The sequence below is a fragment of the Mesorhizobium sp. M0052 genome, from assembly GCF_040323255.1.
Taxonomy (GTDB): Bacteria; Pseudomonadota; Alphaproteobacteria; order Rhizobiales; family Rhizobiaceae; genus Mesorhizobium.
This window is the reverse complement of the sequence record NZ_JAMYUS010000006.1, coordinates 263,517-287,713: the sequence shown is the minus strand read 5'-3', so window position 1 is coordinate 287,713 and position 24,197 is coordinate 263,517. Positions and strand designations below refer to the sequence as shown.

Annotated in this window: 29 protein-coding genes and 1 pseudogene; 15 read left to right on the top strand and 15 right to left on the bottom strand. The window is 62.7% G+C overall.

Features of this window, described 5'->3' with window-relative positions:
* Positions 1-2 precede the first annotated feature (2 nt).
* The 4 genes from NKJ77_RS10665 to NKJ77_RS10650 all read left to right on the top strand — a co-directional run bounded on the left by NKJ77_RS10665 (position 3) and on the right by NKJ77_RS10650 (position 3,146).
* A complete protein-coding gene (locus tag NKJ77_RS10665) occupies positions 3-881 on the top strand; it encodes a branched-chain amino acid aminotransferase (RefSeq protein ID WP_023673688.1) in 879 nt (292 codons plus the stop codon).
* A gap of 105 nt (positions 882-986) precedes the next feature.
* Positions 987-1,589 carry a superoxide dismutase gene (locus NKJ77_RS10660; protein WP_352535151.1) on the top strand — a complete coding sequence of 201 codons (603 nt, stop codon included), beginning with the start codon at positions 987-989 and terminating at the stop codon, positions 1,587-1,589.
* Positions 1,590-1,748: 159 nt separating this feature from the next.
* Entirely contained in the window at positions 1,749-2,186 is a 438-nt protein-coding gene (locus tag NKJ77_RS10655) for a c-type cytochrome (protein ID WP_023684552.1), read from the top strand.
* A gap of 9 nt (positions 2,187-2,195) precedes the next feature.
* Positions 2,196-3,146: a cytochrome c gene (locus tag NKJ77_RS10650; RefSeq protein ID WP_352535149.1), complete on the top strand. Its 951-nt coding sequence runs from the start codon at positions 2,196-2,198 to the stop codon at positions 3,144-3,146.
* A 6-nt stretch (positions 3,147-3,152) separates the two neighbouring features.
* Here the strand turns inward: NKJ77_RS10650 and NKJ77_RS10645 are convergent, their stop codons facing one another.
* The 3 genes from NKJ77_RS10645 to NKJ77_RS10635 all read right to left on the bottom strand — a co-directional run bounded on the left by NKJ77_RS10645 (position 3,153) and on the right by NKJ77_RS10635 (position 6,458).
* The gene (locus NKJ77_RS10645) at positions 3,153-3,542 is read right to left on the bottom strand and encodes an SET domain-containing protein (RefSeq protein ID WP_023673684.1); all 390 of its coding nucleotides are present in this window, start codon (positions 3,540-3,542) and stop codon (positions 3,153-3,155) included.
* Positions 3,543-3,687: 145 nt separating this feature from the next.
* Positions 3,688-4,314: a LysE family translocator gene (locus tag NKJ77_RS10640; RefSeq protein ID WP_023702202.1), complete on the bottom strand. Its 627-nt coding sequence runs from the start codon at positions 4,312-4,314 to the stop codon at positions 3,688-3,690.
* Positions 4,311-6,458, bottom strand: coding sequence for a S9 family peptidase (locus NKJ77_RS10635; RefSeq protein WP_352535147.1), 2,148 nt, complete (start codon positions 6,456-6,458; stop codon positions 4,311-4,313). The genes NKJ77_RS10640 and NKJ77_RS10635 overlap by 4 nt, the downstream gene beginning before the upstream one ends.
* Before the next feature lie 114 nt (positions 6,459-6,572).
* Between NKJ77_RS10635 and NKJ77_RS10630 the strand changes: the two genes are divergently transcribed.
* Entirely contained in the window at positions 6,573-6,947 is a 375-nt protein-coding gene (locus NKJ77_RS10630) for an SH3 domain-containing protein (RefSeq protein ID WP_352535178.1), read from the top strand.
* 412 nt (positions 6,948-7,359) lie between these two features.
* Positions 7,360-7,785 (top strand): Ros/MucR family transcriptional regulator, encoded by a 426-nt coding sequence (locus tag NKJ77_RS10625; protein WP_023673680.1) that lies wholly within the window; start codon positions 7,360-7,362, stop codon positions 7,783-7,785.
* Positions 7,786-7,911: 126 nt separating this feature from the next.
* Here NKJ77_RS10625 and NKJ77_RS10620 read toward each other — a convergent pair whose 3' ends face one another.
* Both NKJ77_RS10620 and NKJ77_RS10615 read right to left on the bottom strand, forming a co-directional pair.
* Positions 7,912-8,340 (bottom strand): SufE family protein, encoded by a 429-nt coding sequence (locus tag NKJ77_RS10620; protein ID WP_023684547.1) that lies wholly within the window; start codon positions 8,338-8,340, stop codon positions 7,912-7,914.
* A gap of 117 nt (positions 8,341-8,457) precedes the next feature.
* Positions 8,458-8,826 (bottom strand): DUF5330 domain-containing protein, encoded by a 369-nt coding sequence (locus NKJ77_RS10615; RefSeq protein WP_023732038.1) that lies wholly within the window; start codon positions 8,824-8,826, stop codon positions 8,458-8,460.
* Between the two features lie 532 nt (positions 8,827-9,358).
* Here NKJ77_RS10615 and NKJ77_RS10610 point away from each other — a divergent pair.
* From NKJ77_RS10610 to NKJ77_RS10600, 3 genes are all read left to right on the top strand, one after another.
* A complete protein-coding gene (locus NKJ77_RS10610; protein ID WP_352535176.1) occupies positions 9,359-11,104 on the top strand; it encodes a sensor histidine kinase in 1,746 nt (581 codons plus the stop codon).
* A complete protein-coding gene (locus NKJ77_RS10605) occupies positions 11,079-11,867 on the top strand; it encodes a peptidoglycan-binding domain-containing protein (RefSeq protein WP_352535145.1) in 789 nt (262 codons plus the stop codon). Before NKJ77_RS10610 ends, NKJ77_RS10605 begins: the two co-directional genes overlap by 26 nt.
* Before the next feature lie 73 nt (positions 11,868-11,940).
* Complete coding sequence (locus NKJ77_RS10600; protein WP_352535143.1) at positions 11,941-12,288, top strand: DUF1491 family protein; 348 nt, start codon at positions 11,941-11,943, stop codon at positions 12,286-12,288.
* Here NKJ77_RS10600 and NKJ77_RS10595 read toward each other — a convergent pair.
* The 4 genes from NKJ77_RS10595 to NKJ77_RS10580 form a co-directional block, all read right to left on the bottom strand.
* Positions 12,275-13,285 carry a DUF2336 domain-containing protein gene (locus NKJ77_RS10595; RefSeq protein ID WP_023715679.1) on the bottom strand — a complete coding sequence of 337 codons (1,011 nt, stop codon included), beginning with the start codon at positions 13,283-13,285 and terminating at the stop codon, positions 12,275-12,277. The genes NKJ77_RS10600 and NKJ77_RS10595 overlap by 14 nt on opposite strands.
* Positions 13,286-13,681: 396 nt before the next feature.
* Complete coding sequence (locus NKJ77_RS10590) at positions 13,682-14,230, bottom strand: DUF1254 domain-containing protein (protein WP_023684541.1); 549 nt, start codon at positions 14,228-14,230, stop codon at positions 13,682-13,684.
* Complete coding sequence (locus NKJ77_RS10585; protein WP_023670163.1) at positions 14,223-14,807, bottom strand: DUF1214 domain-containing protein; 585 nt, start codon at positions 14,805-14,807, stop codon at positions 14,223-14,225. The genes NKJ77_RS10590 and NKJ77_RS10585 overlap by 8 nt, the downstream gene beginning before the upstream one ends.
* Positions 14,808-14,880: 73 nt before the next feature.
* A complete protein-coding gene (locus tag NKJ77_RS10580) occupies positions 14,881-17,040 on the bottom strand; it encodes a transglycosylase domain-containing protein (protein ID WP_023687235.1) in 2,160 nt (719 codons plus the stop codon).
* Positions 17,041-17,167: 127 nt separating this feature from the next.
* Here NKJ77_RS10580 and NKJ77_RS10575 point away from each other — a divergent pair, with 127 nt between their 5' ends.
* Positions 17,168-17,473: a glycine cleavage T C-terminal barrel domain-containing protein gene (locus NKJ77_RS10575; RefSeq protein ID WP_023727644.1), complete on the top strand. Its 306-nt coding sequence runs from the start codon at positions 17,168-17,170 to the stop codon at positions 17,471-17,473.
* Positions 17,455-19,008 (top strand): trimethylamine methyltransferase family protein, encoded by a 1,554-nt coding sequence (locus NKJ77_RS10570; protein ID WP_352535141.1) that lies wholly within the window; start codon positions 17,455-17,457, stop codon positions 19,006-19,008. The genes NKJ77_RS10575 and NKJ77_RS10570 overlap by 19 nt, the downstream gene beginning before the upstream one ends.
* A gap of 13 nt (positions 19,009-19,021) precedes the next feature.
* Here NKJ77_RS10570 and NKJ77_RS10565 read toward each other — a convergent pair whose 3' ends face one another.
* From NKJ77_RS10565 to NKJ77_RS10555, 3 genes are all read right to left on the bottom strand, one after another.
* Positions 19,022-19,186 carry a hypothetical protein gene (locus NKJ77_RS10565; RefSeq protein WP_352535139.1) on the bottom strand — a complete coding sequence of 55 codons (165 nt, stop codon included), beginning with the start codon at positions 19,184-19,186 and terminating at the stop codon, positions 19,022-19,024.
* Positions 19,187-19,322: 136 nt separating this feature from the next.
* Positions 19,323-20,951: a chaperonin GroEL gene (gene groL, locus NKJ77_RS10560; protein WP_023687238.1), complete on the bottom strand. Its 1,629-nt coding sequence runs from the start codon at positions 20,949-20,951 to the stop codon at positions 19,323-19,325.
* 64 nt (positions 20,952-21,015) lie between these two features.
* Positions 21,016-21,378 carry a co-chaperone GroES gene (locus NKJ77_RS10555; RefSeq protein WP_352535137.1) on the bottom strand — a complete coding sequence of 121 codons (363 nt, stop codon included), beginning with the start codon at positions 21,376-21,378 and terminating at the stop codon, positions 21,016-21,018.
* A gap of 247 nt (positions 21,379-21,625) precedes the next feature.
* Between NKJ77_RS10555 and NKJ77_RS10550 the strand changes: the two genes are divergently transcribed.
* Both NKJ77_RS10550 and NKJ77_RS10545 read left to right on the top strand, forming a co-directional pair.
* Complete coding sequence (locus NKJ77_RS10550; RefSeq protein WP_023670169.1) at positions 21,626-21,889, top strand: hypothetical protein; 264 nt, start codon at positions 21,626-21,628, stop codon at positions 21,887-21,889.
* On the top strand, positions 21,886-22,152 hold the full coding sequence (locus NKJ77_RS10545; RefSeq protein ID WP_023670170.1) for a DUF1488 family protein: 267 nt from the start codon (positions 21,886-21,888) through the stop codon (positions 22,150-22,152). The genes NKJ77_RS10550 and NKJ77_RS10545 overlap by 4 nt, the downstream gene beginning before the upstream one ends.
* Positions 22,153-22,195: 43 nt before the next feature.
* Here the strand turns inward: NKJ77_RS10545 and NKJ77_RS10540 are convergent, their stop codons facing one another.
* Both NKJ77_RS10540 and NKJ77_RS10535 read right to left on the bottom strand, forming a co-directional pair.
* Entirely contained in the window at positions 22,196-22,363 is a 168-nt protein-coding gene (locus tag NKJ77_RS10540; protein WP_245261983.1) for a hypothetical protein, read from the bottom strand.
* Positions 22,364-22,394: 31 nt separating this feature from the next.
* Positions 22,395-22,604 (bottom strand): hypothetical protein, encoded by a 210-nt coding sequence (locus tag NKJ77_RS10535; RefSeq protein WP_023702192.1) that lies wholly within the window; start codon positions 22,602-22,604, stop codon positions 22,395-22,397.
* Between the two features lie 217 nt (positions 22,605-22,821).
* Here NKJ77_RS10535 and NKJ77_RS10530 point away from each other — a divergent pair, with 217 nt between their 5' ends.
* Positions 22,822-23,229, top strand: a complete 408-nt coding sequence (locus NKJ77_RS10530; protein WP_023670173.1) for a DUF3168 domain-containing protein — start codon at positions 22,822-22,824, stop codon at positions 23,227-23,229.
* Positions 23,230-23,298: 69 nt separating this feature from the next.
* Here NKJ77_RS10530 and NKJ77_RS10525 read toward each other — a convergent pair.
* Positions 23,299-23,573 (bottom strand): annotated as a pseudogene (locus NKJ77_RS10525) (ester cyclase); the annotation flags it as partial.
* A gap of 328 nt (positions 23,574-23,901) precedes the next feature.
* Between NKJ77_RS10525 and NKJ77_RS10520 the strand changes: the two are divergent.
* A complete protein-coding gene (locus NKJ77_RS10520) occupies positions 23,902-24,162 on the top strand; it encodes a hypothetical protein (protein WP_352535135.1) in 261 nt (86 codons plus the stop codon).
* Positions 24,163-24,197: the final 35 nt, after the last annotated feature.

The window sequence follows — 24,197 nt, the reverse complement described above, 5'->3', positions numbered from 1 at the left end:
CAATGACACTGGCGACTGCGGCGCTATCGGCGACATGGACCTTCGTCGACGGCGACTGGTACGAAGGCAACGTCGCCATTCTGGGTCCGCGCAGCCACGCCATGTGGCTCGGCACCAGCGTCTTCGACGGCGCCCGCTGGTTCGAAGGCGTCGCCCCCGATCTCGAGCTGCATGCCGCTAGGGTGAACGCATCGGCGACCGCGCTCGGCCTCGCGCCGTCGATGAGCGCCGATGAGATTGTTGGACTGACCTGGGACGGGCTGAAGAAGTTCGACGGCAAGACAGCGGTCTACATCAGGCCGATGTACTGGGCCGAGCATGGCGGCTATATGGGCGTGCCGGCCGATCCGGCCTCGACCCGTTTCTGCCTCTGCCTCTACGAATCGCCGATGATCTCGCCGACCGGCTTTTCGATCACCGTGTCGCCGTTCCGGCGGCCGACCATCGAGACCATGCCGACCAATGCCAAGGCCGGCTGCCTCTATCCCAACAATGGCCGCGCCATCCTCGAAGCGAAGGGACGCGGCTTCGACAATGCGCTGGTGCTGGACATGCTGGGCAATGTCGCCGAGACCGGAACCTCGAACATCTTCCTGGTCAAGGACAGCCACGTGTTGACGCCGGCGCCCAACGGCACCTTCCTGTCCGGCATCACCCGCTCGCGCACCATGACGCTGCTTGGCGATTACGGCTTCAAGACCACGGAGAAGATGCTGTCGGTGCGCGACTTTCTCGAAGCCGATGAGATCTTTTCGACCGGAAATCATTCCAAGGTCGTGCCGATCACCCGCATCGAGGACCGCGATCTGCAGCCCGGGCCGGTGGCCAAGAAAGCGCGCGACCTTTATTGGGAATGGGCGCATTCGACTTCCGCCGGTTGAGCCGCTAAAAGGCAATTGGCGCTTCATTCCGGAGTTGTTCCAGATCAATGCAGCCCTATCTTAATCCGGTATCCGCACCGGATTTTTCCATGAGGAGTATGACCGATGGCTTTTGAATTGCCCGCCTTGCCCTACGACTACGAGGCCTTGCAGCCTTACATGTCGAAGGAGACGCTGGAGTATCACCACGACAAGCACCACAAGGCTTATGTCGACAACGGCAACAAGCTGGCCGCCGAAGCGGGCCTTGGCGATCTGTCGGTCGAAGAGGTGGTCAAGCAGTCGTTCGGCAAGAATGCCGGCCTCTTCAACAACGCAGCCCAGCACTACAACCACATCCATTTCTGGAAGTGGATGAAGAAGGGCGGCGGCGGCAACAAGCTTCCGGGCGCCCTGCAGAAGGCTTTCGACGCCGACCTCGGCGGCTACGACAAGTTCAAGGCCGACTTCATCGCCGCCGGCACCACGCAGTTCGGTTCGGGCTGGGCCTGGGTCTCGGTCAAGGACGGCAAGCTGGCGATATCCAAGACGCCGAACGGCGAGAACCCGCTCGTCCATGGCGCATCGCCGATCCTCGGCGTCGATGTCTGGGAACATTCCTATTACATCGACTACCGCAACGCGCGGCCGAAATATCTCGAGGCCTTCGTCGACAGCCTCATCAACTGGGACCATGTCCTTGAAATGTACGAAGACGCGAAAGCCTGATCGACCCAGAGAAGCCCCGGTACTCCGGGGCTTTTCTTTCTCAGCTGAAGCAGCAGGCACACAAAATTCGGCAGAATCCGGCCGGCGGACAGGGAATAATCCCGGCCCGCCCTCCGTTAACGTTAGGTCGCGACCCCTCATCATCCTGGAGCCAATTGAATGAGAAAGCTTGTTATCGCCATCTCTATGCTCAGCCTCGCCGCCTCGGCGGCTTTTGCCGACCCGATCCTCGACCGACAGGGACTGATGAAGGAACGAGGCAAGATCGTCGGGGGCCTGTCAAAAATCGCCAAGGGCGAGGCAGACTTCGATGCCGCCGCCGTGCTGACGGCGCTGCAGGCGCTGCAAGTCAATGCCGAGAAGTTCGATGTCGACACGCTGTTCCCGGCCGGCAGCGACAGCGGTGATACCACCGCCTCGCCCAAAATCTGGAAAGACATGGCGGGCTTCAAATCGACCGAAGACAAGTACCTCGCCGACGTCAAGGCCGCAGTCGCCGCCGCACCCGCCGATGTCGATGCGCTGAAGGCGCAGATCGATACGCTCGGCAGTGATTGCGGCACCTGCCACAAGACCTATCGGGTGAAGAAGAGCTGATCCCGGTCAATGCCCTTGTGGAAAAAATTTGTCGGCGCCGCCCTTGTCCTGGGTGTCGTCGGTGCCGGCGCCGGCTGGCTGTTGTCGGCGCCGGTCAAGCTCGACACTGACACCCTGGCGCAGCTCGGCCCCGGCGACGCCGCCAGGGGCAAGCGCATTTTCAATGCCGGCGGCTGCACCTCCTGTCACGCCAAGCCAGGCTCGCAGGGTGACGCCCGTTTGCAACTGGTCGGCGGCCTCGAGCTCAAGACGCCGTTCGGCACCTTCGTGCCGCCCAACATCTCGCAGGAACCCAAGGACGGCATCGGCGCCTGGACGGTCGAGGACCTTGCCAACGCCATGCTGAAGGGCGTGTCGCCGTCGGGCGAGCATTTCTATCCGGCCTTTCCCTACGCGTCCTACGCCCGCATGAAGCCGGCTGATATTGCCGATCTCTATGCCTTCCTGAAGACGCTGCCGGCGGTCGCCGGCAAGGCGCCCGACAATTCCCTGACTTTCCCCTTCAACATCCGTCGCGGCCTCGGCCTGTGGAAGCGGCTCTATCTCAGCAAGGAGCCGGTGATTGCCTTTGCCGATGGCACGCCTGATCCGGTACTGGCCGGCCGCTATCTGGTCGAGGGACCCGGCCATTGCGGCGAATGCCACACGCCGCGCGACGTCACCGGCGGCATCAGGAAGAGCCAGTGGCTGGCTGGCGCGGCGGCCGCCGAAGGCAGCGGCATCGTGCCGAACATCACATCGGGCGAAGGCGGGCTCGGTGACTGGTCGGAAGCCGACATCGCCAACTATCTCGAAACCGGTTTTACCCCTGATTTCGATTCGGTCGGCGGCGCCATGGTCGACGTGCAGCGCAACATGGCCGAACTGCCGCCGGAAGATCGCGCGGCGATAGCCGCCTATCTCAAGGCGGTGCCGCCGCATCCCAACGGCTACCCGGTGCGCAGCAAGCCGGCCAAGTGATCCCGGCTACAGGTGGCGATCGCCGAGGAAGTCGAAGCCCGTCTCGAAGAAATGGCTGTAATTGCAGGTCAGTTCCTCGCCGGGTGCGATGTCGCGCAAGGCATAGGTTTCCTCGGGCGAGGAGACATCGCAATTCGGTTCGTCGTCATGGTTCATGTAGCGGGCGTCGTCGGCTTCGAAGACGATGTAGTTCGGATCCCGGCGGTCTGGATAGGAATAACGGTCGAGATAGTTCTTCACCGGGCCGCTCTCGCCTTCATAGGTCTCGACGTCGATGATCCGGTCGAATCTGGGGTCGAGCTTCCAGACCAGCGTGCCCTTGGCAATGTGGTTCCTGGCGAAAACCCCGATGCCCTGGATCGGTGATTTCTCGAGATAGGTGTCGACGAGCAACATAGTGGCCCCTTTGCGTATGTCATGGTCTGCAAGGTGGCGCGCATGGGTAGCGCGCAGCCATTGCAAATGCGAGTGAAAATGAGCAGCCCGGAATTCAAAAAGTGACGACCGGCGCGCCTCGACGGGCGCGCCTGTCGCTTCGACATCAGCGCTGCTGCAAGGCCAGACGGACGCCTAACGCGCAGTAGATGCCGCCAACCACCTTGCCTTGCCATTTCACCACCGACGGATTGCGGCGCAGGAACGTGCCGAGCCGGCCCGCACTCACGGCAAAGACGACTGTGCTGAAAAGGCCGAGCAGAACAAAGATTATGCCCAGCGTCATCAGCTGGAGCATCACCGATCCGTTTTCAGGCCGCACGAACTGGGGCAGGAAGGCGAGGAAGAAAAGCGCCGTCTTTGGGTTAAGCACTTCGGTCAGGACAGCTTGACGAAACGCCTTGCTGGCGGAGATCGCGAGTGCGCCGGCAGTAGGGTCGGCCGGTATTCTCTCGATGATTGCGCGGATGCCGAGGTAAACGAGATACGCCGCGCCGATATATTTTACGACGCTGAACAGCGTTGCCGAAGTGGCGATGATCGCCGAAATGCCGACCATCGCCATGATGGTATGGAACACATCGCCAGCCGCGACGCCCGCGCCCGTCGCGACGCCGACCCTGGTTCCGGAACTCGTCGCTCGCGTGACCGTCAAAAGCGTGGCTGGGCCTGGAATAAACACAAAGCCAAGCACAACCGCTATGTAAGCCGTCAAGGTGGATAGATCGATCATTGCGACGCCTCCGTTGCATTCTCAGCCTTGCCCGTAACCTCGGGTTCGGGCTTGGCCGTAACCTTGAGCGCGAAGGAGTAGGTATAGGCGATCTCCTCCAGCCTTGAAAAGCGGCCGGAGGCGCCGGCATGGCCGGAATCCATGTTGATCTTGAACAGCACCGGATTGTCGCCGCTCTTGCGCTCGCGCAGCCGCGCCACCCATTTGGCCGGCTCCCAATAGGTGACGCGCGGATCGGTGAGGCCGGCCAGCGCCAGTATCGGCGGGTAGTCGTGATCGGCGACATTGTCATAGGGTGAGTAGGCGGCGATCGTTTGGTAATCTTCCGCCGACGCGATCGGGTTGCCCCATTCCGGCCACTCCGGCGGCGTCAGCGGCAAGCTTGCGTCGAGCATCGTGGTCAGCACGTCGACAAAGGGGACCTCGGCAACGATGGCGCCGAAATTTTGCGGCGCCATGTTGGCGATCGCACCCATCAGCATGCCGCCGGCCGAGCCGCCTTGCGCGACGATGCGGTCGTGTTGGGTGTAACGCTCGGCGACGAGATGCTGCGCGACGGCGATGAAATCGGTGAACGTGTTCATCTTGTGCGCCCGTTTGCCGTCGTCATACCAGCCATAGCCCTTGTCCTTGCCGCCGCGGACATGGGCGATGGCAAAGACAAAGCCACGGTCGACCAGCGAGAACCAGTTGGTGTTGAACGCCGCCGGAATGGCAATGCCGTAAGAGCCGTAGCCGTAAAGCAGGCACGGTGCGGAGCCATCGAGCGGCGTGTCGCGGTGGTGCAGCAGCGAGACCGGCACCAGTTCGCCATCGGCGGCCGGCGCCATCAACCGGCGCGTGACATAATGATCCGGATTGTGACCGGACGGCACTTCCTGGGTCTTCAGCAGCACACGCTCGCGGCTGCGCATATTGTAGTCGAAGACCTGCGCCGGGGTCGTCATCGACGAATAGGTGAAGCGCATGATCTCGGTGTCGTATTCATAGGACCCCGACAGGCCGAGCGAGAACGCCTCTTCGTCGAACGAGATCAGATGCTCCTCGCCGCTGCGGCGATCGCGCACGACGATGCGCGGCAGCCCTTCCTTGCGTTCGAGCCTGACCATATGATCCCTGAAGCCGACCACCGACAGGATCAGCCGGCCTGGCTCGTGCGCCACCAGCTCTTCCCAGTTGGCGCGAACCGGGTCATCAGCCGGCGCCGTCATGATCTTGAAGTCCTTGGCGCCGTCGGCATTGGTGAGGATGAAGAAGATGTCGCCGCCTTCTTCCAGATCATATTGCAGGCCGGTCTCGCGCTTTGCCACCAGCTTTGGCTCGGCGAAAGGCTCATCGGCGCGCATCAGGTGATATTCCGAGGTTTCGTGATCGTTGATCCCGATCATGATCCATTCGTTGGAGCGCGTGCCGCCGACATCCATGAAGAAGCCGGGATCGGTTTCCTCATAGGTCAGCCGGTCATTAAGTGGGCTGCCGCCGAGCGCGTGGAACAGCACCTTGGACGGACGATGATTGTCGTCGAGCCTTGTGTAGAAGAAACCGTCATCGGCGGCATTCCAGACGCCGCCACCACTGGTGGCCTCGATCTGGTCGCTCAGTTCCTTGCCGCTGGTGAGATCGCGCACGCGAAGTGTGAAGAATTCAGAGCCCTTGTCGTCGAACGCCCACAACAGCTTGCGGTGATCGGCCGAATGGTCGACGCCGCCGAGGCGGAAATAGGGCTTGCCCTCGGCTTCCGCGTCGCCATCGAGCAGGATCTGCTCATCGCCGCCATCGCGCGGCATGCGGAAATAGCGGGGCTGTTCGCCGCCAAGCTTGAAGGATGCGCCGTAAGCATAGGGGCCATCCTTCATCGGCACCGTCGAATCATCTTCCTTGATGCGCCCCTTCATCTCGCCGAACAGCTGCTTCCGAAGCTCTAGCGTATCGGCCATAAGCACTGCTTGATAGGCGTTTTCGGCTTCGAGATGGGCGCGGATGCGGCCCTCAAGCAGGGAAGGGTCCCTGAACATCGCCTGCCAGTTCTCGGCCCTCAGCCAGGCATAGTCATCTGTGCGGGTAATGCCGTGATGCGTGTCGAAGACGGGGTGTTTCTCGGGGCTCGGCGGGCTGGCGGTCGGAAAAGCTGAGGTCTTGGTCATTGCGTCTCACTGAAGAAATTACTTGAATGGCAAATGAACACGCCGATCAGCGCGGGTTCAAGGGCCGGGATGTATTGGTTGCGGCGGGCTCGGGAGATGAGCCAAAAGGAGAGGATGATGAATTTCCATATCAACACCGCTGCGGCTCTCGCCGTCGTCGCTTCGACCGTTCTGGCTTTCACCGGCCAGTCTCATGCAACCGCGTTCGCCGCTTGGCAAGTGGCTGGCGTGCCGTTCGGCGACACGCTCAACGTTCGCAAATATCCGTCCGGCACCTCGCAGAAGCAGGCCGCCTATCCCAACGGGACGATCCTGCAGATGACCGGCAAGTGCACCGGCGGCTTGAATCTTCTGGAGATCGCCGGCCAGCCGCCCTGGAAACAGAAACAGGCAATTCGCTATCAATGGTGTCAAGTTTGGCACGACCCGGCGCAAAATGGTGCTTTTGTTAGTGGCTGGGTCTATGGAAAATACCTCACGCCGTATTGAATCCGGTCAGACCGAAGATCTTCTTCGGCGGGTTTCGCCAACGCTTTGCAACTTGCGGTTTGGTACGAATCCGACAATCAGCTGCCCAAATCTTGAAGCATAGACCAAGCATCGCTGCCCACTTTATGAGTCCTTGCTGATTTAGCGATGGCGTGACCTTACGTCATGCTAGTCCTGGTCCGACCAGAAAATATCGCGAAGTTACAGAGTGCACGAAAGATTGAAGCTGAAGAGCGACTATTCGATGAATATCGTTGAATATAGCACAAGATGCGAATTGACTTACTTTGTCTGTGGGCTCATTAAGATGCCCGGACGCGAATCCATGAAGCTCTTCCCGCGTGAAATTCGCGCCATGCCCGATCTTCCAAAAAGGGCGCAAACAGAAACATCCTTCGTTGGGGCCTAAACCATGGATATCGTCGAAACACCTTCCAGAAATAGCGATGCGCTGATCGAGCTGACCGCCGATGTGGTGGCAGCCTATGTCAGCAACAATCCCGTGCCGGTCGGCGAATTGCCGAACCTTATCGCTGATGTCCATGCCGCTCTCGGGCGCGTGGGCGGAGCAAGCGAACAGCCTCCAGCCGACAAGCAGAAGCCTGCGGTAAACCCGAAGCGCTCTGTTCATGACGATTACATCGTCTGCCTTGAAGATGGCAAGAAGTTCAAGTCGCTGAAGCGCCACCTGATGACCCATTACGGTCTGACGCCCGATGAATACCGCGAGAAGTGGAATCTCGACGCCAGCTATCCGATGGTTGCCCCCAACTATGCCGCTGCCCGTTCGCAGCTGGCCAAGAAGATGGGCCTCGGCCGCAAGCGCAAGGGGCGGTAACACCGGCTCCAATGGACAAGATCAACGGCGCCCCTTACGGCGCCGTTTTTGTTTCTAGAACAATTCCAGGAAAACTGCCGAGCGCTTTCCCTTGGAATTGCGTCGAAAGAAGAGAAGATAGAGCAATCAAGCAGTCTGCTTGAGAGCCATCTCGGCGTCGCGCTTGATGCGCTTGACCATCGAGCGCAGGCCATTGGCCCGCTGCGGCGACAGATGTTCGTCGAGGCCAAGCGACCTCAGCGTCGCCTCGGCGTCCGTTTCAAGGATCTGGCTGGCAGTCCGTCCCGAAAACAGCGCCAGCATGATGGCGACCAGACCGCGTACGATATGAGCGTCTGAATCGCCTGTGAAGGTGATGACCGGATCGGCGCCCGGCGCTCGGCTCGTGGTCAGCCAGACCTGGCTGACGCAGCCCGGCACCTTGTTGGCGGCGTTGCGTTCGGCGTCGGGAAATGGCGGCAGCGCTTCGCCGAGCTCGATCACATAGCGATAGCGGTCTTCCCACTCGTCGAGCAGGGAGAAGTCGTCGCGGATCGTCTGGATCGTCGTGGCCATTGCTCGGGATATAGTCATCCGCGGCTGCGGCGTCACGGAAAAAGAAGAAAAGCACCGCAGGCATCGAGAGGTCCGACCGGCCTGCGGTGTCGCTGTAGATACCAGCTGAAACGGTGTTTAGTTCTTCGCCACCAGCTTGGCAGGTATGTTGACTGTCGCCGGCAGCACGATGTCCTCGGCGACGCTGCCGGTGGCCAGCGATGTATCGGGCGAGGTCTCGGCGCTCTTGTCGTCCAGCATGGCGGCGGCGATCTTGGCGGTTTCCTTGGCCCGGGCGCTGATCGTATGCATCGCCGACTTGCCGGTTTCGCAGACGTCCGGCTTACGCTCGCAAATGCCGGCGATGTCGCCGACCGCTTCGCGCGCCGCAAAGAGCGCCTGGAACGGCCCGACGCTCTCGCGGCCATCCTCGTCGGGGCCGACGGTCAGCGGCAGCGCCAGCAACACCAGCGAAAACCAGAACGCCATTCTTATCAAAAAGCCCATCGATCTGCCCTCTCGTCCAATGACCGGATCATGCGTCCATGCGCAATGACCTCTTTATATCAGCGACAATGGCACATGAGGCGCAAAGGACGGCTTTCTTGCTCAGTGAAAATTTTCCTCAAATTTTAGGCAAATTCGAAGCGAGGCGTTTTGCAGTGCATTAGCCTCAAATGCCGACAATTTTCTTAACCTTGCAGTAACCATCTAAGCGATTGTTGCGCATGGATATCTTCAGAAGAGCAGGCATGCCGGCTCAGGGTTTCGCAGCCACGGGCACGCCCTTTGCACATAACGCTCCGTTTACTATGGCTACAAATGGCGGTGCATTCCGGTGCCGGCGCTCCAATTTTTGCCGCAGCGCGCTCGTTGTTCCGGTCAGCCTTATTCATTCCTTAAACGCTGGATGCGAGTTTCAAACAAGCAAAAGCGACCTGCAACGCAGGGGCAGTCACGACCGGGTGCGAGTGCGTTGAGTTTGACAACTGCCAGATATATTGAACTGCCTGGCGCGCTGGCGGCCGGTTGCGAACGCATGGTCCATCCGGCCATCATCGGCCAGGGCGATCGCCTGCGCCAGCGCCGGTTCATCGGCATCATGCTTGCCGCTCCGTTCTTCGCCGCCGGTGCGGCGGTGACACTGGTCACCTCGGGCATGGGCGCCGCCGTCACCGTCGCAACCATTTTCGCCGCCTTCGGTCTTTGCTGGTTCGCCGCCTTGCTGGTGGCGGCGTCGGGCAAGATGACGCTGGCAGCCCAGGTTGCCCTTGCCGCCGGCGGTCTTGCGCTTGCCGGCGCCGTCGCGGCAGCAGGCGGCCTGGCGTCGCCGGTTGCGCTGCTGGCCCTGGCACTGCCATTCGAGGCCTGGTGGATCGGCGGTTCAAAGCGCGCGGCACTTTGGGGCGGCCTCTCGGCCTTGGCCGCAATGCTGCTGCAGCCCTTTGTCGCCTCTGTCGTCCCGCTCGGCGGGGCGCAAGTCGCGGCGTGGCACTGGCTGCTGCCGCTCGCCTGGGGCCTGACGCTGGTTCCCCGGCTCGCAGCCCTAGGCGATGCCGCACGCGCGCAGCCCGCGCTGCTTCCAAACGACCGCCTTGAAGACATGATCGACGCCGTTGTCCTGCATGTCGCCCGGCATGGCGAGGTCCTGGATGCCTCGGCCAAGGCGCGCACCATCCTGAAGCTGCCGCCGGAACTGCTTTTCGGCGCCGGGCTGTTCGACCGCATCCACCTGTCCGATCGCGTCGCTTATCTCAGCGCGCTTGCCGACATGCGCGATGGCGCCCTGGCGCGCCGGCTCGATCTTCGGGTAAGGCTGCCGCAGGACGGCAGCGCCTCGACGGCCGACAATTACCGGCCATTTCAGCTCGAACTGATGCGTGCCGAAGAGCAGCAGGAGACCTTCACTCTGCTGCTGCGCGAGAACGACGAGACTGCCGAATTGCGCGACGAGCTTGCTGCCGCCAATGAGGCCGCAGCGTCGGCCGAGGTGGCGAAGGGCCGCTTCCTGGCGGTCGTCAGCCACGAGCTTCGGACGCCGCTCAACGCCATCATCGGTTTTTCCGACATGCTGCTGCATGAGATGTTCGGCGGCTTCAAGGACCCGCGCCAGAAGGAGTATGTCGGGCTGGTGAAAGAGTCGGGTCAGCATCTGCTTGCCGTCGTCACCTCAATCCTTGATGTCTCGAGGATCGAGGCCGGCGCCTACGCGACCGAGCCCGAACCGTTCCGCTTCATCGAAGCGGTCGAGATGTGCCAGTCGATGATGCAGCTGCAGGCCAATGCCAAGAACATCGATCTCCAGGCGCAGATTGCGCCAGACGCCGGCGAGATCAATGCCGACCGCCGTGCCGTGCAGCAGATCCTGATCAACCTCGTCTCCAATGCGGTCAAGTTCACGCCCGATGGTGGCGATGTCGTCGTCGGCGCCAAGCGGATCGGCTCGCGGCTGCATTTCTGGGTCAGGGACACCGGCATCGGCATCGCCGAGGAAGATTTTGTCAATCTCGGCAAGCCGTTCATGCAAATCCAGAACGACTATACGCGCCGCTTCGAGGGCACCGGGCTCGGCCTGTCGCTGGTCAAGGGCCTGGTGGCGCTGCACGACGGCACGATGTCGATCGAAAGCATGCCGGGCGAGGGGACGACGGTCACGATCAGCCTGCCGGTGAACGGGCCGAAGAGGAGCGCGACCGACAGGAACGGCGTGCTGCCGATGCCCGCGACCAGGACGAAAGGCGACGCGAAAGGGGACAGGAATGGCTCGCTCCGCAAAACAGCCTAAGGCGGTCAAGCGCCGCAGCGGCGCGTTCGAGGCCGGCGCGATTGCGCTCGGCGGCGCGATCTCGCGCAATCCGGTCCTGGTCGGCGGGTCGACCGCCTTCCTGGTGACGCTGTTCTACGTTTCCGCCAACGCGCTGTGGTACCAGCCGTTTCCGCATGCCGGCGCCTTCTTCGCCACCCGCAGCATCGAGGGTTTTCCGCACCCCGGCGCGGACGAACCCGAAACCACCATCAACATCCTGCGGCCTGGCCCGGCACCGGTCAAAAGCGATCCGATCGTCGAGCAGGTCCAGGGCATCCTGAAGGATCTCGATTTCTACACGGGAACGGTCGACGGCATTTCCGGGCCGAATACCCAAAAGGCGATCCAGGCCTACCAGCAGAAGGTTGGCCTGCCGGCCTCCGGTGAGATCGACGCTGTGCTGCTCGACCAGCTCGGCGCCAAGCAGACCACGGCTGGCATCCCGCATCCTGTGCCGAGGCCCGTGAATATGGCCGCCGCTCGAGTTGCCGCGCCCGAGGCCGCGCCTGCGCCCATCCCGGTTTCCGCGCCGGTATCCGCCCAGGCGCCCGATGCCCGCATCGTCAAGATCCAGGCCGGCCTGAAGGCATTCGGCAATGACGACATGCAACTCGACGGCGTCGTCGGCGCCCGCACCAAGGCGGCGATCAAGGAATTCCAGTCGCTGTTCGGCCTGCCGGAAACGGGCGAGCCCGACGAGGTCGTCTACGTCAAGATGCGCGAGATCGGCCTGACCAATTGAGTGGTCAAGACGACCGCTCGCGGATAGCCGAAAATCCGGCTAAGACGCCGCGCATGTCCTCCGGAGCCTCGTCATGCGCGTAACCACCGAGTTTTGGGTGTCGGCCCTGCTGCGCCGTGTCTTCGGCGCAGGCGGCTTTGCGGCCGTCGTCAAGCGTGGCGCGACCGAGGCCGGCGCTGTCTTCGTGCTCTCGCGCGGCAGGCTGGGCGAGGTCTCCCTGTTCGGCCCGGCGCCGCAGACGAGCTACGATTCGGACAAACCGGATGATCGCTTTTTCACGCTGCTCGGCGCCGGCGACGATGCCGCCGTGCTTGACGCCAGGCTTGAGCGGGAGAAAAAATTCGATCCCGACATCTGGGTGGTCGAGATCGAGGCCGGAACGGTTTCTGTCGAGGAGCTTCTCTCCGTCAAGACGCCTTGAGGCTGGCCCCTAAGCTGGCTTTGTCGCCGCCCGGCGCTTGGTCGCCATTCGCGGCGACAGGGGTGTTGCCGCGCACCGCTCGCGACAATGTTTCGGCCTTCCAGCCGCGCACCTTGTCGAGCGCCGCCTCGTGGTGCAGCAGCCGGTAGCGGTCGAGGAAGATGCGGATCGCCTGCGGGTGCGGAAACTCCCGGGGGTAAACCGCGACCACGATCAGGAATGCCCTGTCCTCACTGAGGTCGAGCGCCCGCAGCGCGGCGAGCAGCGAGACATAGCTCGAATGCTCGGTCAGCGACCGCGCCGTCGAGAAGTCGATATCGAGCGCGTCGGCAAGCGCGGTCTGGAAGAAGGCGGCGTTGCCGGTCAGCGCCGTCTCGCGCAGCTTGCTGTAAGTTGCTGAGCCGGCGAAGGGATTGACCGATGTCGCCTCGCCCTCGGCGAGCATCATCGAGCGCAGGCGGCGCCTGGCGGTTTCGGCGGCGCTGCCGGGCAGTTTTGGTGCGCTGGGAGCGGCGGCAGCGGCTTCGGCGTCGGCGCCCGCCACGTCGGCGATCGGCTCGGGCTGCCGCACGCGCACCAGGGTCGGCTTTTCCAGCGCCTTGATCAACTGCGCGATGGTCGGGTTCAAATCCTTGCGGCGGGCAATGGCGCGCGCATGCGGCAGGCCGTGGCGGCCGATCAACGCGATCAGGTCGATGTCGCCCAGCGCCCGCGAACGGACGAGCAAGGGGGCGCAGACATCGACCGGCTCCTCGCAAAGCCGCCGCACCAGGGCGGCCGGCGCATATTCGCATTCGGACAGGGCGGCGGCGACATAGCGGCGCGATTCGACCGGCACGCTGTCGAACAGCGGCAGCGTCAGATCCTCGAGCTGGGCGATCTCGCGGCGCGACGGGCGGGTCAGCGAGCAGAACGCCGACACGGCGGCGCGAAACAGCCTTTCGGCTTTTCCCGATTCCGTCCGTATGGCGATTTGCCTGAAATCCGAAGCTGACACGGAAGATACGCCCGACACTCGACACAACCCGGGCCATGCTCAACCGCAACTGTGTCGGTTTCGCGCAAGGCCTGGAACAAACATCAAATTAGCCGCGATCCGTTAGCGCTCCGTTAACCCTCTGCCGGCCTTAATCACATTTGGAGGCGTTGCGTTGTGCTCCGGGGCAACCGAGAGGAATACGCGAACCATGGGCATGGTACTGTCTTTCGTGCCGCGATCGGCACCAGTCAATCGAGCAGTTCAGGACACCGGTACGCCGGCGGCGGTGATCATTTTTCCCGGCGTCCGCTACGAGCATCCGCCATTGGCAGGCCAAGCGCGGCCGGCGGACAAGCCGGGCACACCACGGACGCCTGTTCCGCACCACTGAGTTTGCTGGTCGTCGGGCTGAGGTCAGTAGTCCTGCAGTTCGCAGGAGCTCTGGTCCAGGAACTGCGACACTATCGGCTTCCAGCTGTCGTCAGGCACGAAGGCGCGGATGACGAAGATGCCTTCCTCGATCGGCGCCTCGACGAAGATCGCCCCTTGCAGGTCTTCGGGAAGCTCCCTGCGCACGTCGATCATCTGTGCCGGCGTCAGCACCACGGTGTCCAGCTTGCTGCCGGTCGCCGTGCGGTCGTTGAAGGAATAGAAATTGTGGCCGTTGCGGTCATAGACCGACACCGACCAGAACGGCACGCTGCCCGGCGCCTTGATCCGCACCATGCCTTCGGCAAGGTCGAAGCGGCAGGCGGCGGCGTAAAACAGCGGATCTACCGACTTCACCACCGGCGCGCCGCCCGCCTCGGCATCCAGCCTGGTCATCTTGTAGAGGTCGGACGCCATCGCCAGCCGTGACCAGGCATCGCGCTCGGTAAATTCCGGCACCAGCAAAAGCACCACGATGTGGACGATGCCGGCGCCGAGCAGGCCGAGCAGGATGGCGTGCAGCAACCTACGCATTGCAGCCAGCCTTGACGATCCGGGGCAGCGACACGTCGGAAAGGCCGGTGCTTGAGGCAATCGGCGTGTCGTAGAAGGTGAGCACGAAATACATCCGGCCAAAACCTTCGGTCAGAAGCCAATTGCCGGGGGCCGGACGGTTGCCGACGGCAATGATCACCGAATTGTCGGGCTGACGCAGCACCTGGTAGGATTGCAGCGCCGCCAGCCTTGGCTTGCCGGTGTCGACCACGCCGAGCGATTGATCCGCGGCATAGAGCGTCCAGAACCGGGCGGTGGGGAAACTGCCCTCGATCCTGTAGTCGCATTGCCGCTGAAGCTCATCGCCGGCCGCATCGCGTTCGGCGATGAAGGACAAGCCCTCGGCCTTGCCGAGCGCCAGCACGCCCTCGCGCGCCACGCGCGCCTTCGAATAGGGGTCGGCATCTTGCGTGCCGATCTCGGGGAAGGCGGTCCATTGGCCGATGCTGATCGCGCCGACGCCGCTCTGCGCCTGCAGCGCATACCAGACGCTGCCGCCGCCGAGGCCGATGGCTATGGCAAGCGAAAGCAGCGTGAAAAAGGCGGTCTTGAGCATGAAGAACCGGGACGAGAGAATTATCGTTCGGGGATATAGCGGGGCAGGCCACAGAGCAAGCAGCGCTGTGGAATCAAAGCGCCGACAGGGTCTCCGGTGTCTGCGGCGAGCCGAGCACGGGCGCTGTCTGGAACACCTTGGTCATCTCGCGCAGCGTCTGTGTCGTGCGGCTGGACAACACCGCCGGGCGCTCGGCCGCGGCATCGGCGGCTGCCTGATCGGCGTTTTTCTTCTCCGCTTCCTCGGCTTTGGCCGCGATCTCTTCGTCGACGAAGGGCTTGTCGAGGCCGGGGATCGGCTTCAGGTCGATATTCTGGTGCGCGTAGACCATCAGCCGCTGCCACACCATCGCCGGCAGCGTGCCGCCGGTCATGTTGCGGGTCGGCGTGAAGTCGTCATTGCCGAGCCAGACGGCAGCCGTGTAATTGCCGGTGAAGCCGACGAACCAGGCGTCGCGATAGGATTGCGTCGTCCCTGTCTTGCCGGCGACGACGATGTTGGGCAGCTGCGCGCGCCGCGCGGTGCCGATCGCCGGCACCGCAGCCAGCATGGTGTTCATGTATTTCAGAGCCTGTTCCGACAAAACGCGATGCGGCGCCGGCGCATCCTTGGCAAAGTCGTAGACGACATCGCCGGTGCGGGTGACGAGCTGGGTGATGCCGTGCCGCGAGCCGGCGAAGCCGTTCTGCGCGAACACGCTGTAGCCCGTCGCCTGGTCCATGACCGTCATGCCCGATGTGCCGAGCACCATGGTCTTGTGCGACTCCAGCGGCGATTCCACGCCGAATGATTCGGCCATCGCCTTGATCGGGCCGATGCCGAGATAGTCCTTGGCCAGCCGTACCGGCACGGTGTTGATCGATTTGGCGATCGCCGTGATCAGCGTCACGTTGCCGGCCGAGCCACCATTGTAATTGTGCGGTGACCAGCCGCCCCAGCTGATCGGCCCGCCTGAGACGACGGAGTCCGGGGTGAACCCGTGCTCCATGGCGGTGGCGTAGACGTAAGGTTTGAACGAGGAGCCGGTCTGGCGCAGCGCCTTGGTGGCGCGGTTGAACTGGCTTGCGCCATAGTCGCGGCCGCCGACAATGGCGCGCACCGCGCCATTGGTCTCGATCACCACAACGGCGCCCTCGGTGACGTTGTACTCCTTGCCGAACTGGCGCAGGTGAAATTCGACGGATTCTTCCGCCGCTTTCTGGATGTTGGCATCGAAAGTGGTGTGTGCGACCAGCGAATGCTGGCCGGGCTTGGCGATTTTCTTGACCTCATCGAAGGCCCAGTCGAGGTAATAATCCGGGCTCTTCTGCTCGCCGCGGTCGACGATCTCGGCTGGATGCAGCCTTGCCTGCAGCACCTGGCCTTCGGTCATGAAACCGGAATCGACGAGGTTCGACAGCACCACATTGGCGCGAGCGCGGGCAGCGGGCAGGTTGATGTGCGGGGCGTATTTGGTCGGCGCCTTGAACAGGCCGGCCAGCATCGCCGCCTCGGCGAGGTTCAGGTCCTTGACGCTCTTGCCGAAATAGAAATCCGCAGCCGCCTCGATGCCGAACGTGCCGCCGCCCATATAGGCGCGGTCGAGATAAAGCTGCAGGATCTCCTTCTTCGACAGATTGGCCTCCAGCCACAGCGACAGGAAGGCTTCCTTGATCTTGCGCTGGAAGGTACGCTCATTCGACAGGAACAGGTTCTTGGCCAGCTGCTGGGTGATGCTGGAGCCGCCCTGGACGACGGAATTAGCCCGCACATTCTCGAAGATGGCGCGCGACAGGCCGAGCACGTCGATGCCGTAGTGCTCGAAGAAGCGCCGGTCCTCGGTCGCCAGCACTGCTTTGATGACATGGTCCGGCATCTCGTCGACAGGCACGGAATCGCGCTGGATGATGCCGCGCTGGCCAATCTCGTTGCCGTAGCGGTCGAGGAAGGTGACGGCGAAATCGCCCTGACTGCGCCAGTCGCCAGTGGTGATCTGGAAGGCCGGCATCGCGAGTGCGAGCAGCACGACGACGCCGCCGGCGCCCATCGTAAAACCTTCGCTCAGCACCTCGATGATGCCGCGTCGCCAGCCGGTGACTCGGAAGCGCCGCGAAAAAATGGTCGCCGATTCCCAGAACTGGCCGGCCTTGAAGCCGATTTCGTAGAGCGAGGAATCGATCCACGCGTCCACCGCCAGCAGTGCGGCGGCGATCGGACCTCTTCGTCTTGGACGTCGTTCTAAAGGACTGGCCATTCCCGAAACTCACCCAACCCACCTGAGAACCGCAAGCGGGCAATTTCAGGGCGGGCATACCCGGCGAAGACTATTCTTCCATTTCAGCCCGGCTCACAAGGGCAGCCAGGCCACACCGCACGGTTTGTTGAGCGCCGCCCGGATCGTGACGCTGGAGGTCGACGCCGTCGATGCCGACGCCAGTGGCTTCGAGCCAGTCTGGCACAAGGGCCGGCGCGTCGGCTTCGTCGCCTCAGCCGGCTATGGCTACACAATAGGCAAAAGCGTCGCGCTGACGTTGCTGGGCGACGAATTCGCCGGGGAGGGGACCGCGCTTTGGGTGCACATTGTCGGCGTCGAGCGGCCGGCGCGAATTATTCCGGCCTCGCCATACGACCCCGAGGGCAGGCGATGCGGCAATGAGGAGTTTTGGCCATGGTCGATGACATTATAAGGGAGACCAGGCGCGAGCGCCGGCGCGGGCACACCGGTGAGGCCGGCAGCGGGTCAAGCCGCCACCCGAACTATCGCTCGCTCAAGAACCCGTTCCTGCCGCAGCCGGTGTTTTCGGACGACCGGGTCGCGGCCATCCACGACACGGCGTTGCGCGTGCTGGAAGAGCTCGGCATCAAGGTGCTGCTGCCGGAGGCACGGGCGATCTACGCCAAAGCCGGTGCGCTGGTCGACGAGGACAGCCGGATGGTGCGCATCGGCCGCGATATTGTCACCGCCGCACTGGCCTCGGCGCCGAAATCCATCCGGGCGCTGGCGGGCAACCGTAGCCGCGATCTCATGCTGGAGCTCGGCTCGATGACGTTCCTCGCCGGAGCCGGGGCGCCCAACGTCACCGATCTCGAACGCGGACGGCGTCCGGGCACGCTCGCCGCTTTCGAAGAACTGACCAAGCTTGTTCAGAATTTCGATGTGCTGCATATGCTCGGCCCCTGGATCGAGCCGCAGGATGTCGACAACCATTTGCGCCACTATGCCGTCAACCGTGCGCAGCTGACCCTGTCGGACAAGTTTCCCTTCGTCTTCGCCCGTGGCACGCCGCAGGTCGAGGACGGGTTCGAGATGATCCGGTTGGCGCGCGGCCTCTCGCAGGACGAGTTCCTTGCCGGCGTCCATTGCTATACCGTCATCAACACCAATTCGCCGCGCCAGCTCGATATCCCGATGGCGCAGGGCATCATCGACTTCGCCAAGGCCGGCCAGGTGTCCATCATCACGCCCTTCTGCCTGGCCGGCGCCATGGCGCCGATCACCGTCGCCGGCGCATTGACGCTGCAGCATGCCGAGGCGCTGGCTGGTCTCGCGCTGGCGCAGCTGGTGCGGCCGGGCGCACCGGTGGTTTACGGATCCTTCTCCTCCAATGTCGACATGAAGTCCGGCGCACCGGCCTTCGGCACGCCCGAGCACGTCAAGGCGACGCTGGGCGCCGGCCAGCTGGCGCGCTTCACCGGCCTGCCTTGGCGGTCCGGCGGCGGCAGTGCGGCCAACATTTCCGATGTGCAGGCGGCGCACGAGACGCAGTTCGCGCTGTGGGGCTCGGTGCTTGCCGGCGCCACCGTCTGCATCCATGCCGCGGGGTGGCTGGAGGGTGGCCTCAGCGTCTCCTACGAGAAGCTGATCACCGATATCGAGGCATTGCAGACGGTTGCCGAACTCTGTGCTACGACCCCCGGCGACAAGGATTCGATCGGCTTCGAGGCGATGGCCGAAGTCCAGCCGGGCGGGCATTTCTTCTCCGCCGGCCACACCATGACGCGCTACCGCACCGCCTTCTACGAGCCGCTGGTCGCCGACTGGTCGAATTTCGGCAGCTGGACGCAGTCCGGTTCGAAGTCGGCCACCGAGCGCGCCACCGGCATCTGGAAGCGGACGCTGGCCGAGTTCCAGCCGCCGGCGTCGGCCGTTGCCACATCCGATGTGCTCGACGAGTTCATTGCCCGCCGCACCGAAGAGGGCGGAGCGTTGCCGGTGTCCTGAGGGTTGGCAGCCGTCACATCGGCCGCTTGTCGCCGGTCTTCGACGGCTCGCGGCGAATCGGCCCGGCATCGGCCTGCCTGTGCTTGTCGGCGGCAATCCGGCGGATGCGATCGAAGCGGCTCTCCTCCGCCGGCTTGGTCGCGGATACAGCGTTTGACTTCGGGGCGAATGTGATCATCTGTCGATCTCCCTGTCGTTGATGACTGGTCTTGACTGACTGACGGAAATTCCTGGCTCGCCGGGGAAATGTCCCCGGCAGCCTGTTCTGATTTATGCCCGCCCAGATTCCCAGGCGGGCAATTTTCGGGCGATGGTCAGTAGCCGCCCATGCCGCCACCGCCGCCCGCAGGCGCCGCATCCTTGGCCGGAACGTCGGTGATCATCGCTTCGGCGGTGATTAGAAGGGCGGCGATCGAGCCGGCGTCCTGCAACGCGGTGCGCACCACTTTCGCCGGGTCGACGATGCCGGCCTTGATCATGTCGACATAGACCTCGTTCTGGGCATCAAAGCCCTGATTCTGGTCCTTGCTGTCGGACAGCTTGCCGACGACGATCGAGCCTTCGACGCCGGAATTCTCGGCGATCTGGCGGATCGGCGCTTCAAGCGCCCTGAGCACGATCGAAATGCCGGCGGTCACATCGTCATTGGCGCCGGTCAGGCCGGCCAGAGCCGATCTTGCGCGCAGAAGCGCCACGCCACCGCCGGGCACGATGCCTTCTTCCACCGCCGCGCGCGTCGCATTCAGCGCGTCGTCGATGCGGTCCTTCTTTTCCTTCACTTCAGACTCGGTGACGCCGCCGACGCGGATCACGGCGACGCCGCCGGCGAGCTTGGCCAGCCGCTCCTGCAGCTTCTCCTTGTCATAGTCGGACGTGGTTTCCTCGATCTGGCCCTTGATCTGCGCGATGCGCGCCTGGATGGTCGCCTTGGTGCCGGCGCCGTCGATGATCGTGGTGGTGTCCTTCTCGATCAGTACGCGCTTGGCGCGGCCAAGCATCTCGATGGTGACGTTTTCGAGCTTGATGCCGAGATCCTCGGAAATCATCTGGCCCGATGTCAGCACGGCGATGTCTTCCAGCATCGCCTTGCGGCGATCGCCGAAGCCCGGCGCCTTGACGGCCGCGACCTTGAGGCCGCCGCGCAGCTTATTGACGACCAGCGTCGCCAGTGCTTCGCCTTCGACGTCTTCCGAGATGATCAGCAACGGCCTGCCGCTCTGCACCACCGCCTCGAGGATCGGCAGCATCGCCTGCAGATTGCCGAGCTTCTTCTCGTGGATGAGCACGTAAGGCTCTTCCAGCTCGACGCGCATCTTGTCGGCATTGGTGACGAAATAGGGGCTGAGATAGCCGCGGTCGAACTGCATGCCTTCGACGACGTCGAGTTCGGTGTCGGCGGTCTTGGCCTCCTCGACGGTGATGACGCCGTCATTGCCGACCTTGTCCATCGCCTTGGCGATCATGGCGCCGACGCTGGCATCGCCATTGGCGGCGATGGTGCCGACCTGCGCGATCTCGGCCGACGACTTGACCTTCTTGGCCTTCGCCTTGATGTCCTTGACCACGGCGGCGACAGCCTGGTCGATGCCACGCTTGAGGTCCATCGGGTTCATGCCGGCGGCAACCAGCTTGGCGCCTTCGCGCAGGATCGATGCGGCCAGCACCGTGGCGGTGGTGGTGCCGTCACCGGCGAGGTCGTTGGTCTTCGAAGCCACTTCGCGCACCATCTGCGCGCCCATGTTCTCGAACTTGTCGGCAAGCTCGATTTCCTTGGCCACCGTCACACCGTCCTTGGTGATGCGCGGCGCGCCATAGGCCTTGTCGATGATGACGTTGCGGCCCTTGGGGCCGAGCGTGACCTTCACCGCATTGGTGAGGATCTCGACGCCGCGCAGCATGCGGTCGCGCGCGTCGGTGGCGAATTTGATTTCCTTGGCAGACATTTTTTTCAATCCCGTTGGTGTGGTGAAGCAAGCGGCTCGCCGGAGCCTGGCAAAGCCAGGCCGGTCAGGCGGCCTTCTTGGCTTTGACGCTTTTCTCGGTGACGACCGTCCCGCTCTTTCCGATATTGGCCGTCTCGCTCTTGTCGATGACGCCCATAATGTCGGCTTCCTTCATGATCAGCAGGTCCTCGCCGTCGATCTTGACCTCGGTGCCCGACCATTTGCCGAACAGGATGAAGTCGCCGGCCTTGACTTCGAGCGGAACAAGCGCGCCGTTTTCGTCGCGTGCGCCCGGCCCAACGGCGATGACTTCGCCTTCCTGCGGCTTTTCCTTGGCATTGTCGGGAATGATGATGCCACCCTTGGATTTGACATCGCCTTCGGCGCGCCGGATGACGACGCGGTCGTGGAGTGGCCGAAACTTCATGAGAACTTCTTTCTGGGGCCGGCATAGGCGACCGCGCCGTTCTTATAGGCGTGTTGGCACTCGATAGATAGGAGTGCCAAAAATTATTCGTGGTCAAAATTAAATATTAAAAAGTATTATGATGTCTGCCGGGTTCGAAACGTCGCGAGGCGCCTAGATATTTCGAAAAATTGAATTTCGAGGCCAAAGCGACTATTTATATCGTAAGTTCGATTTCACAATTTCAGGCACGAAGGAGATTTAGGCGATGGCCGAAGGCAATCAGAGCATCATGGAAAAAGCTGAAGCCCGCTTCATGGACAAGCAGAAGAAGACGGCCGAGCGCAACAAGGCAACCTCCGACTACATGTCCGAAGCGAGGGCCAGGGAGATCAAGACAGCAAGGCTCAGGGAATTGCGCCTGGCCAAGGAAGAGGCCGACCGCGTCGCGGAAGCCTTGAACCCGACACCGAAGAAGAAGCGGGCGACAGTCAAGAAAGCCGCCGCCGCGCCGAAGGGGGGCACGTCATGAGCCTGACATTCCCCAATCCAAGTCGCTTCTATGACGAGGCCGGCAAGCGCATCCGCTTTGTCGGCCACGACGGCATGTTCCAGATTTCCTTCTCTGTCGCAGCCGATGCCCTCTCGAAGGCACCATCAGGGACGGCGACCGCGGAAGCCACCTATCTGGCGGCTTTCGACACCGCGTCCAGCTCCATCCATGACATTGCCAGCAAGGCCTACGCCCGCACCCGCAAGAGCATATATGTGCTCACAGCCGCGGATTTCGGTTAGCGCGCGTTCGTCTTGCAATCAGAGCGGCTGAGATCAGCGTGCGTCAGGACTTGCGGTCGGCTTTTGCCCGCCGCTTGACGTCCCGGCTGTTCAGGCGGTCGGCCATCGCTTCCGCATCGCGCAAATTCATGGCCACCATTACCTGTTGCTTAAGCTCGACAGGCTGGCCGGTGAAGATGTCGAAGATAGTCCAGCTCTCGGGCTCGTCCATGCGCAACGCGTAGCGGTTTGTCATATCGGCATCAGGCCTTTGACATGAAAAATGCCGCCGCCAGGATCAGGATTGTCCAGGCCACCACCGACAGCTTTAAGGCCAGGCCGCCATGCATTGAAAGTATCTCGCGCATGCGCAGGGCCACGGTGCTCTTCGACAGGGCGGGTGCTGCCGCAATCGCGACCGGGGGCTTGACGCCGAGCTTTCCAAAAGCCGGCAGCAGCGGTGGCGTTCGCATGAAATGACCTCGAATTGCCGGAGAAAACAGGGCTCCTCATAACACCCTTCTTGAAACTCCCCGCATGCCAAATAGAACCCGGTCCGTGAAAGGGCCATGCCGCCCGATTCGCCGCCTTCCATCAGGCGGATCGTCATCTGGCGAAATCCGTGCAACGCGGTTAGGTTGCGCGCGAAACTGAGGTTGTTCAAAGCGTGACAGGCGAACGGAGACGACGATGACGGCGCCCGGCGATTTGCTGCAAGCCTTGTTCATGAGATTGAAGAGCGATGCCTCGCTGACGGCGCTGCTCGGCGGCGCCGGGTTGCGCGAGCAGGCGGCCGACAGTGCCGCCTTCCCTTATGTGACCTATGGCAGGACCAGCGCATTCGATCTGGACACCGGCGCCGACAATGATGATGACCAGCTCATCACGCTGCATGTCTGGTCGAAGGCGCAAGGCGAGGCCGAGACGCGTCTGATCATGGACAGCATCCGGGCGCGCCTTGACGGCGCCGCTTTCGCCACCGGCTCGCGCGACCAGACCCGCCTGTCCCTGGAGTTCGCCGAGGCCCGCTACGACGAGGACCTGGCGCTCTACCACGGGGTGCTGCGGATACGCGCTCTCACCGAGCAAAGTGATTGAAGCAACCTAGATTTGCGCCTGGATCTCGGCCTTGTCGATGACTGACCACACCTCGCGGATGCGACCCTCTCCGAATTCGTAGAAAACATTCTCAGCGAACGACACGCGCTGCCGTTCACCGGCAGGCCGAACAGCACGCCCTTGGGATGACAGTCGAAATGCAGGCGCGCCGCCACGCGCGGCGGCTGGCAGACCAGCAGTTCGATGTTGAAGCGGAGGTCGGGTATCGCCTCGAAATCGCCTTCGAGCATACGGCGATAACCCGACAGGCCGAGCATTTCGCCATTGTGCTGCACCTCGTCGCCGACAAAGTCTCCAAGTTTCGCCCAGTCCTGGTCATTCAGGCAAGCGATATAGCCCCGGTAAAGGTCGGCAAGGTCTTTATCCGTTATGGCGCACTCCGATGATTTGGCGTTTCCCGCGCTATTTAGGGCGGCCCTTCAGAATGGTCTCGCCTTGACCTGTTCCCAATCTGGCTGCGAATTGAGAGCCTGCGCGCAAAAACCATAGCCGCGCAGCCGGTTTTCCGGTTATGAATCCATTGCCCGGTCTGAGGGACTGGGCGGTAGGATCGCATTCATTCGTTGCGCGCGCAGGGGGTTTTGCGGGGATGGATTTTCACCCGTTCACCGTTCACTTCACGTTCAGCACAGTTGCGTTACAACGCCGACCATGAAAACGCTTCGCTCTCATGTCAGAACCGCGATACTGGCGCTCACAGCGGCCTGCCTGTTGGCGTCGCAAGCGACGCCGGCAGCCGCGGCGGATTGCTACGCGATCGGCCAGCAGGTTGCCGAGCAGAATGGCGGCACGCTGGCCAAGGCTTCGCAGACGACGCGTGGCGGCCAGGAGGTCTGCGTCATCGTCGTGCTTGTGCCGGGCAAGGACGGCCAGCGCCCGCGCCGCTCCGAGATCGTCGTCCCGGCGAACTGATCCAATCTTCCCCCTTGCAGGGTCGTTTCCCAGAC

Bases quoted from the DNA above. Each gene is read 5' to 3' on its own strand.
- NKJ77_RS10665 (WP_023673688.1), top strand. From the start codon at position 3: ATGACACTGGCGACTGCGGCGCTATCGGCGACATGGACCTTCGTCGAC.
- NKJ77_RS10660 (WP_352535151.1), top strand. From the start codon at position 987: ATGGCTTTTGAATTGCCCGCCTTGCCCTACGACTACGAGGCCTTGCAG.
- NKJ77_RS10655 (WP_023684552.1), top strand. From the start codon at position 1,749: ATGAGAAAGCTTGTTATCGCCATCTCTATGCTCAGCCTCGCCGCCTCG.
- NKJ77_RS10650 (WP_352535149.1), top strand. From the start codon at position 2,196: ATGCCCTTGTGGAAAAAATTTGTCGGCGCCGCCCTTGTCCTGGGTGTC.
- NKJ77_RS10645 (WP_023673684.1), bottom strand. From the start codon at position 3,542: ATGTTGCTCGTCGACACCTATCTCGAGAAATCACCGATCCAGGGCATC.
- NKJ77_RS10640 (WP_023702202.1), bottom strand. From the start codon at position 4,314: ATGATCGATCTATCCACCTTGACGGCTTACATAGCGGTTGTGCTTGGC.
- NKJ77_RS10635 (WP_352535147.1), bottom strand. From the start codon at position 6,458: ATGACCAAGACCTCAGCTTTTCCGACCGCCAGCCCGCCGAGCCCCGAG.
- NKJ77_RS10630 (WP_352535178.1), top strand. From the start codon at position 6,573: ATGATGAATTTCCATATCAACACCGCTGCGGCTCTCGCCGTCGTCGCT.
- NKJ77_RS10625 (WP_023673680.1), top strand. From the start codon at position 7,360: ATGGATATCGTCGAAACACCTTCCAGAAATAGCGATGCGCTGATCGAG.
- NKJ77_RS10620 (WP_023684547.1), bottom strand. From the start codon at position 8,340: ATGGCCACGACGATCCAGACGATCCGCGACGACTTCTCCCTGCTCGAC.
- NKJ77_RS10615 (WP_023732038.1), bottom strand. From the start codon at position 8,826: ATGGGCTTTTTGATAAGAATGGCGTTCTGGTTTTCGCTGGTGTTGCTG.
- NKJ77_RS10610 (WP_352535176.1), top strand. From the start codon at position 9,359: ATGGTCCATCCGGCCATCATCGGCCAGGGCGATCGCCTGCGCCAGCGC.
- NKJ77_RS10605 (WP_352535145.1), top strand. From the start codon at position 11,079: ATGGCTCGCTCCGCAAAACAGCCTAAGGCGGTCAAGCGCCGCAGCGGC.
- NKJ77_RS10600 (WP_352535143.1), top strand. From the start codon at position 11,941: ATGCGCGTAACCACCGAGTTTTGGGTGTCGGCCCTGCTGCGCCGTGTC.
- NKJ77_RS10590 (WP_023684541.1), bottom strand. From the start codon at position 14,230: ATGCGTAGGTTGCTGCACGCCATCCTGCTCGGCCTGCTCGGCGCCGGC.
- NKJ77_RS10585 (WP_023670163.1), bottom strand. From the start codon at position 14,807: ATGCTCAAGACCGCCTTTTTCACGCTGCTTTCGCTTGCCATAGCCATC.
- NKJ77_RS10580 (WP_023687235.1), bottom strand. From the start codon at position 17,040: ATGGCCAGTCCTTTAGAACGACGTCCAAGACGAAGAGGTCCGATCGCC.
- NKJ77_RS10570 (WP_352535141.1), top strand. From the start codon at position 17,455: ATGGTCGATGACATTATAAGGGAGACCAGGCGCGAGCGCCGGCGCGGG.
- NKJ77_RS10565 (WP_352535139.1), bottom strand. From the start codon at position 19,186: ATGATCACATTCGCCCCGAAGTCAAACGCTGTATCCGCGACCAAGCCG.
- groL (WP_023687238.1), bottom strand. From the start codon at position 20,951: ATGTCTGCCAAGGAAATCAAATTCGCCACCGACGCGCGCGACCGCATG.
- NKJ77_RS10555 (WP_352535137.1), bottom strand. From the start codon at position 21,378: ATGAAGTTTCGGCCACTCCACGACCGCGTCGTCATCCGGCGCGCCGAA.
- NKJ77_RS10550 (WP_023670169.1), top strand. From the start codon at position 21,626: ATGGCCGAAGGCAATCAGAGCATCATGGAAAAAGCTGAAGCCCGCTTC.
- NKJ77_RS10545 (WP_023670170.1), top strand. From the start codon at position 21,886: ATGAGCCTGACATTCCCCAATCCAAGTCGCTTCTATGACGAGGCCGGC.
- NKJ77_RS10540 (WP_245261983.1), bottom strand. From the start codon at position 22,363: ATGGACGAGCCCGAGAGCTGGACTATCTTCGACATCTTCACCGGCCAG.
- NKJ77_RS10535 (WP_023702192.1), bottom strand. From the start codon at position 22,604: ATGCGAACGCCACCGCTGCTGCCGGCTTTTGGAAAGCTCGGCGTCAAG.
- NKJ77_RS10530 (WP_023670173.1), top strand. From the start codon at position 22,822: ATGACGGCGCCCGGCGATTTGCTGCAAGCCTTGTTCATGAGATTGAAG.
- NKJ77_RS10520 (WP_352535135.1), top strand. From the start codon at position 23,902: ATGAAAACGCTTCGCTCTCATGTCAGAACCGCGATACTGGCGCTCACA.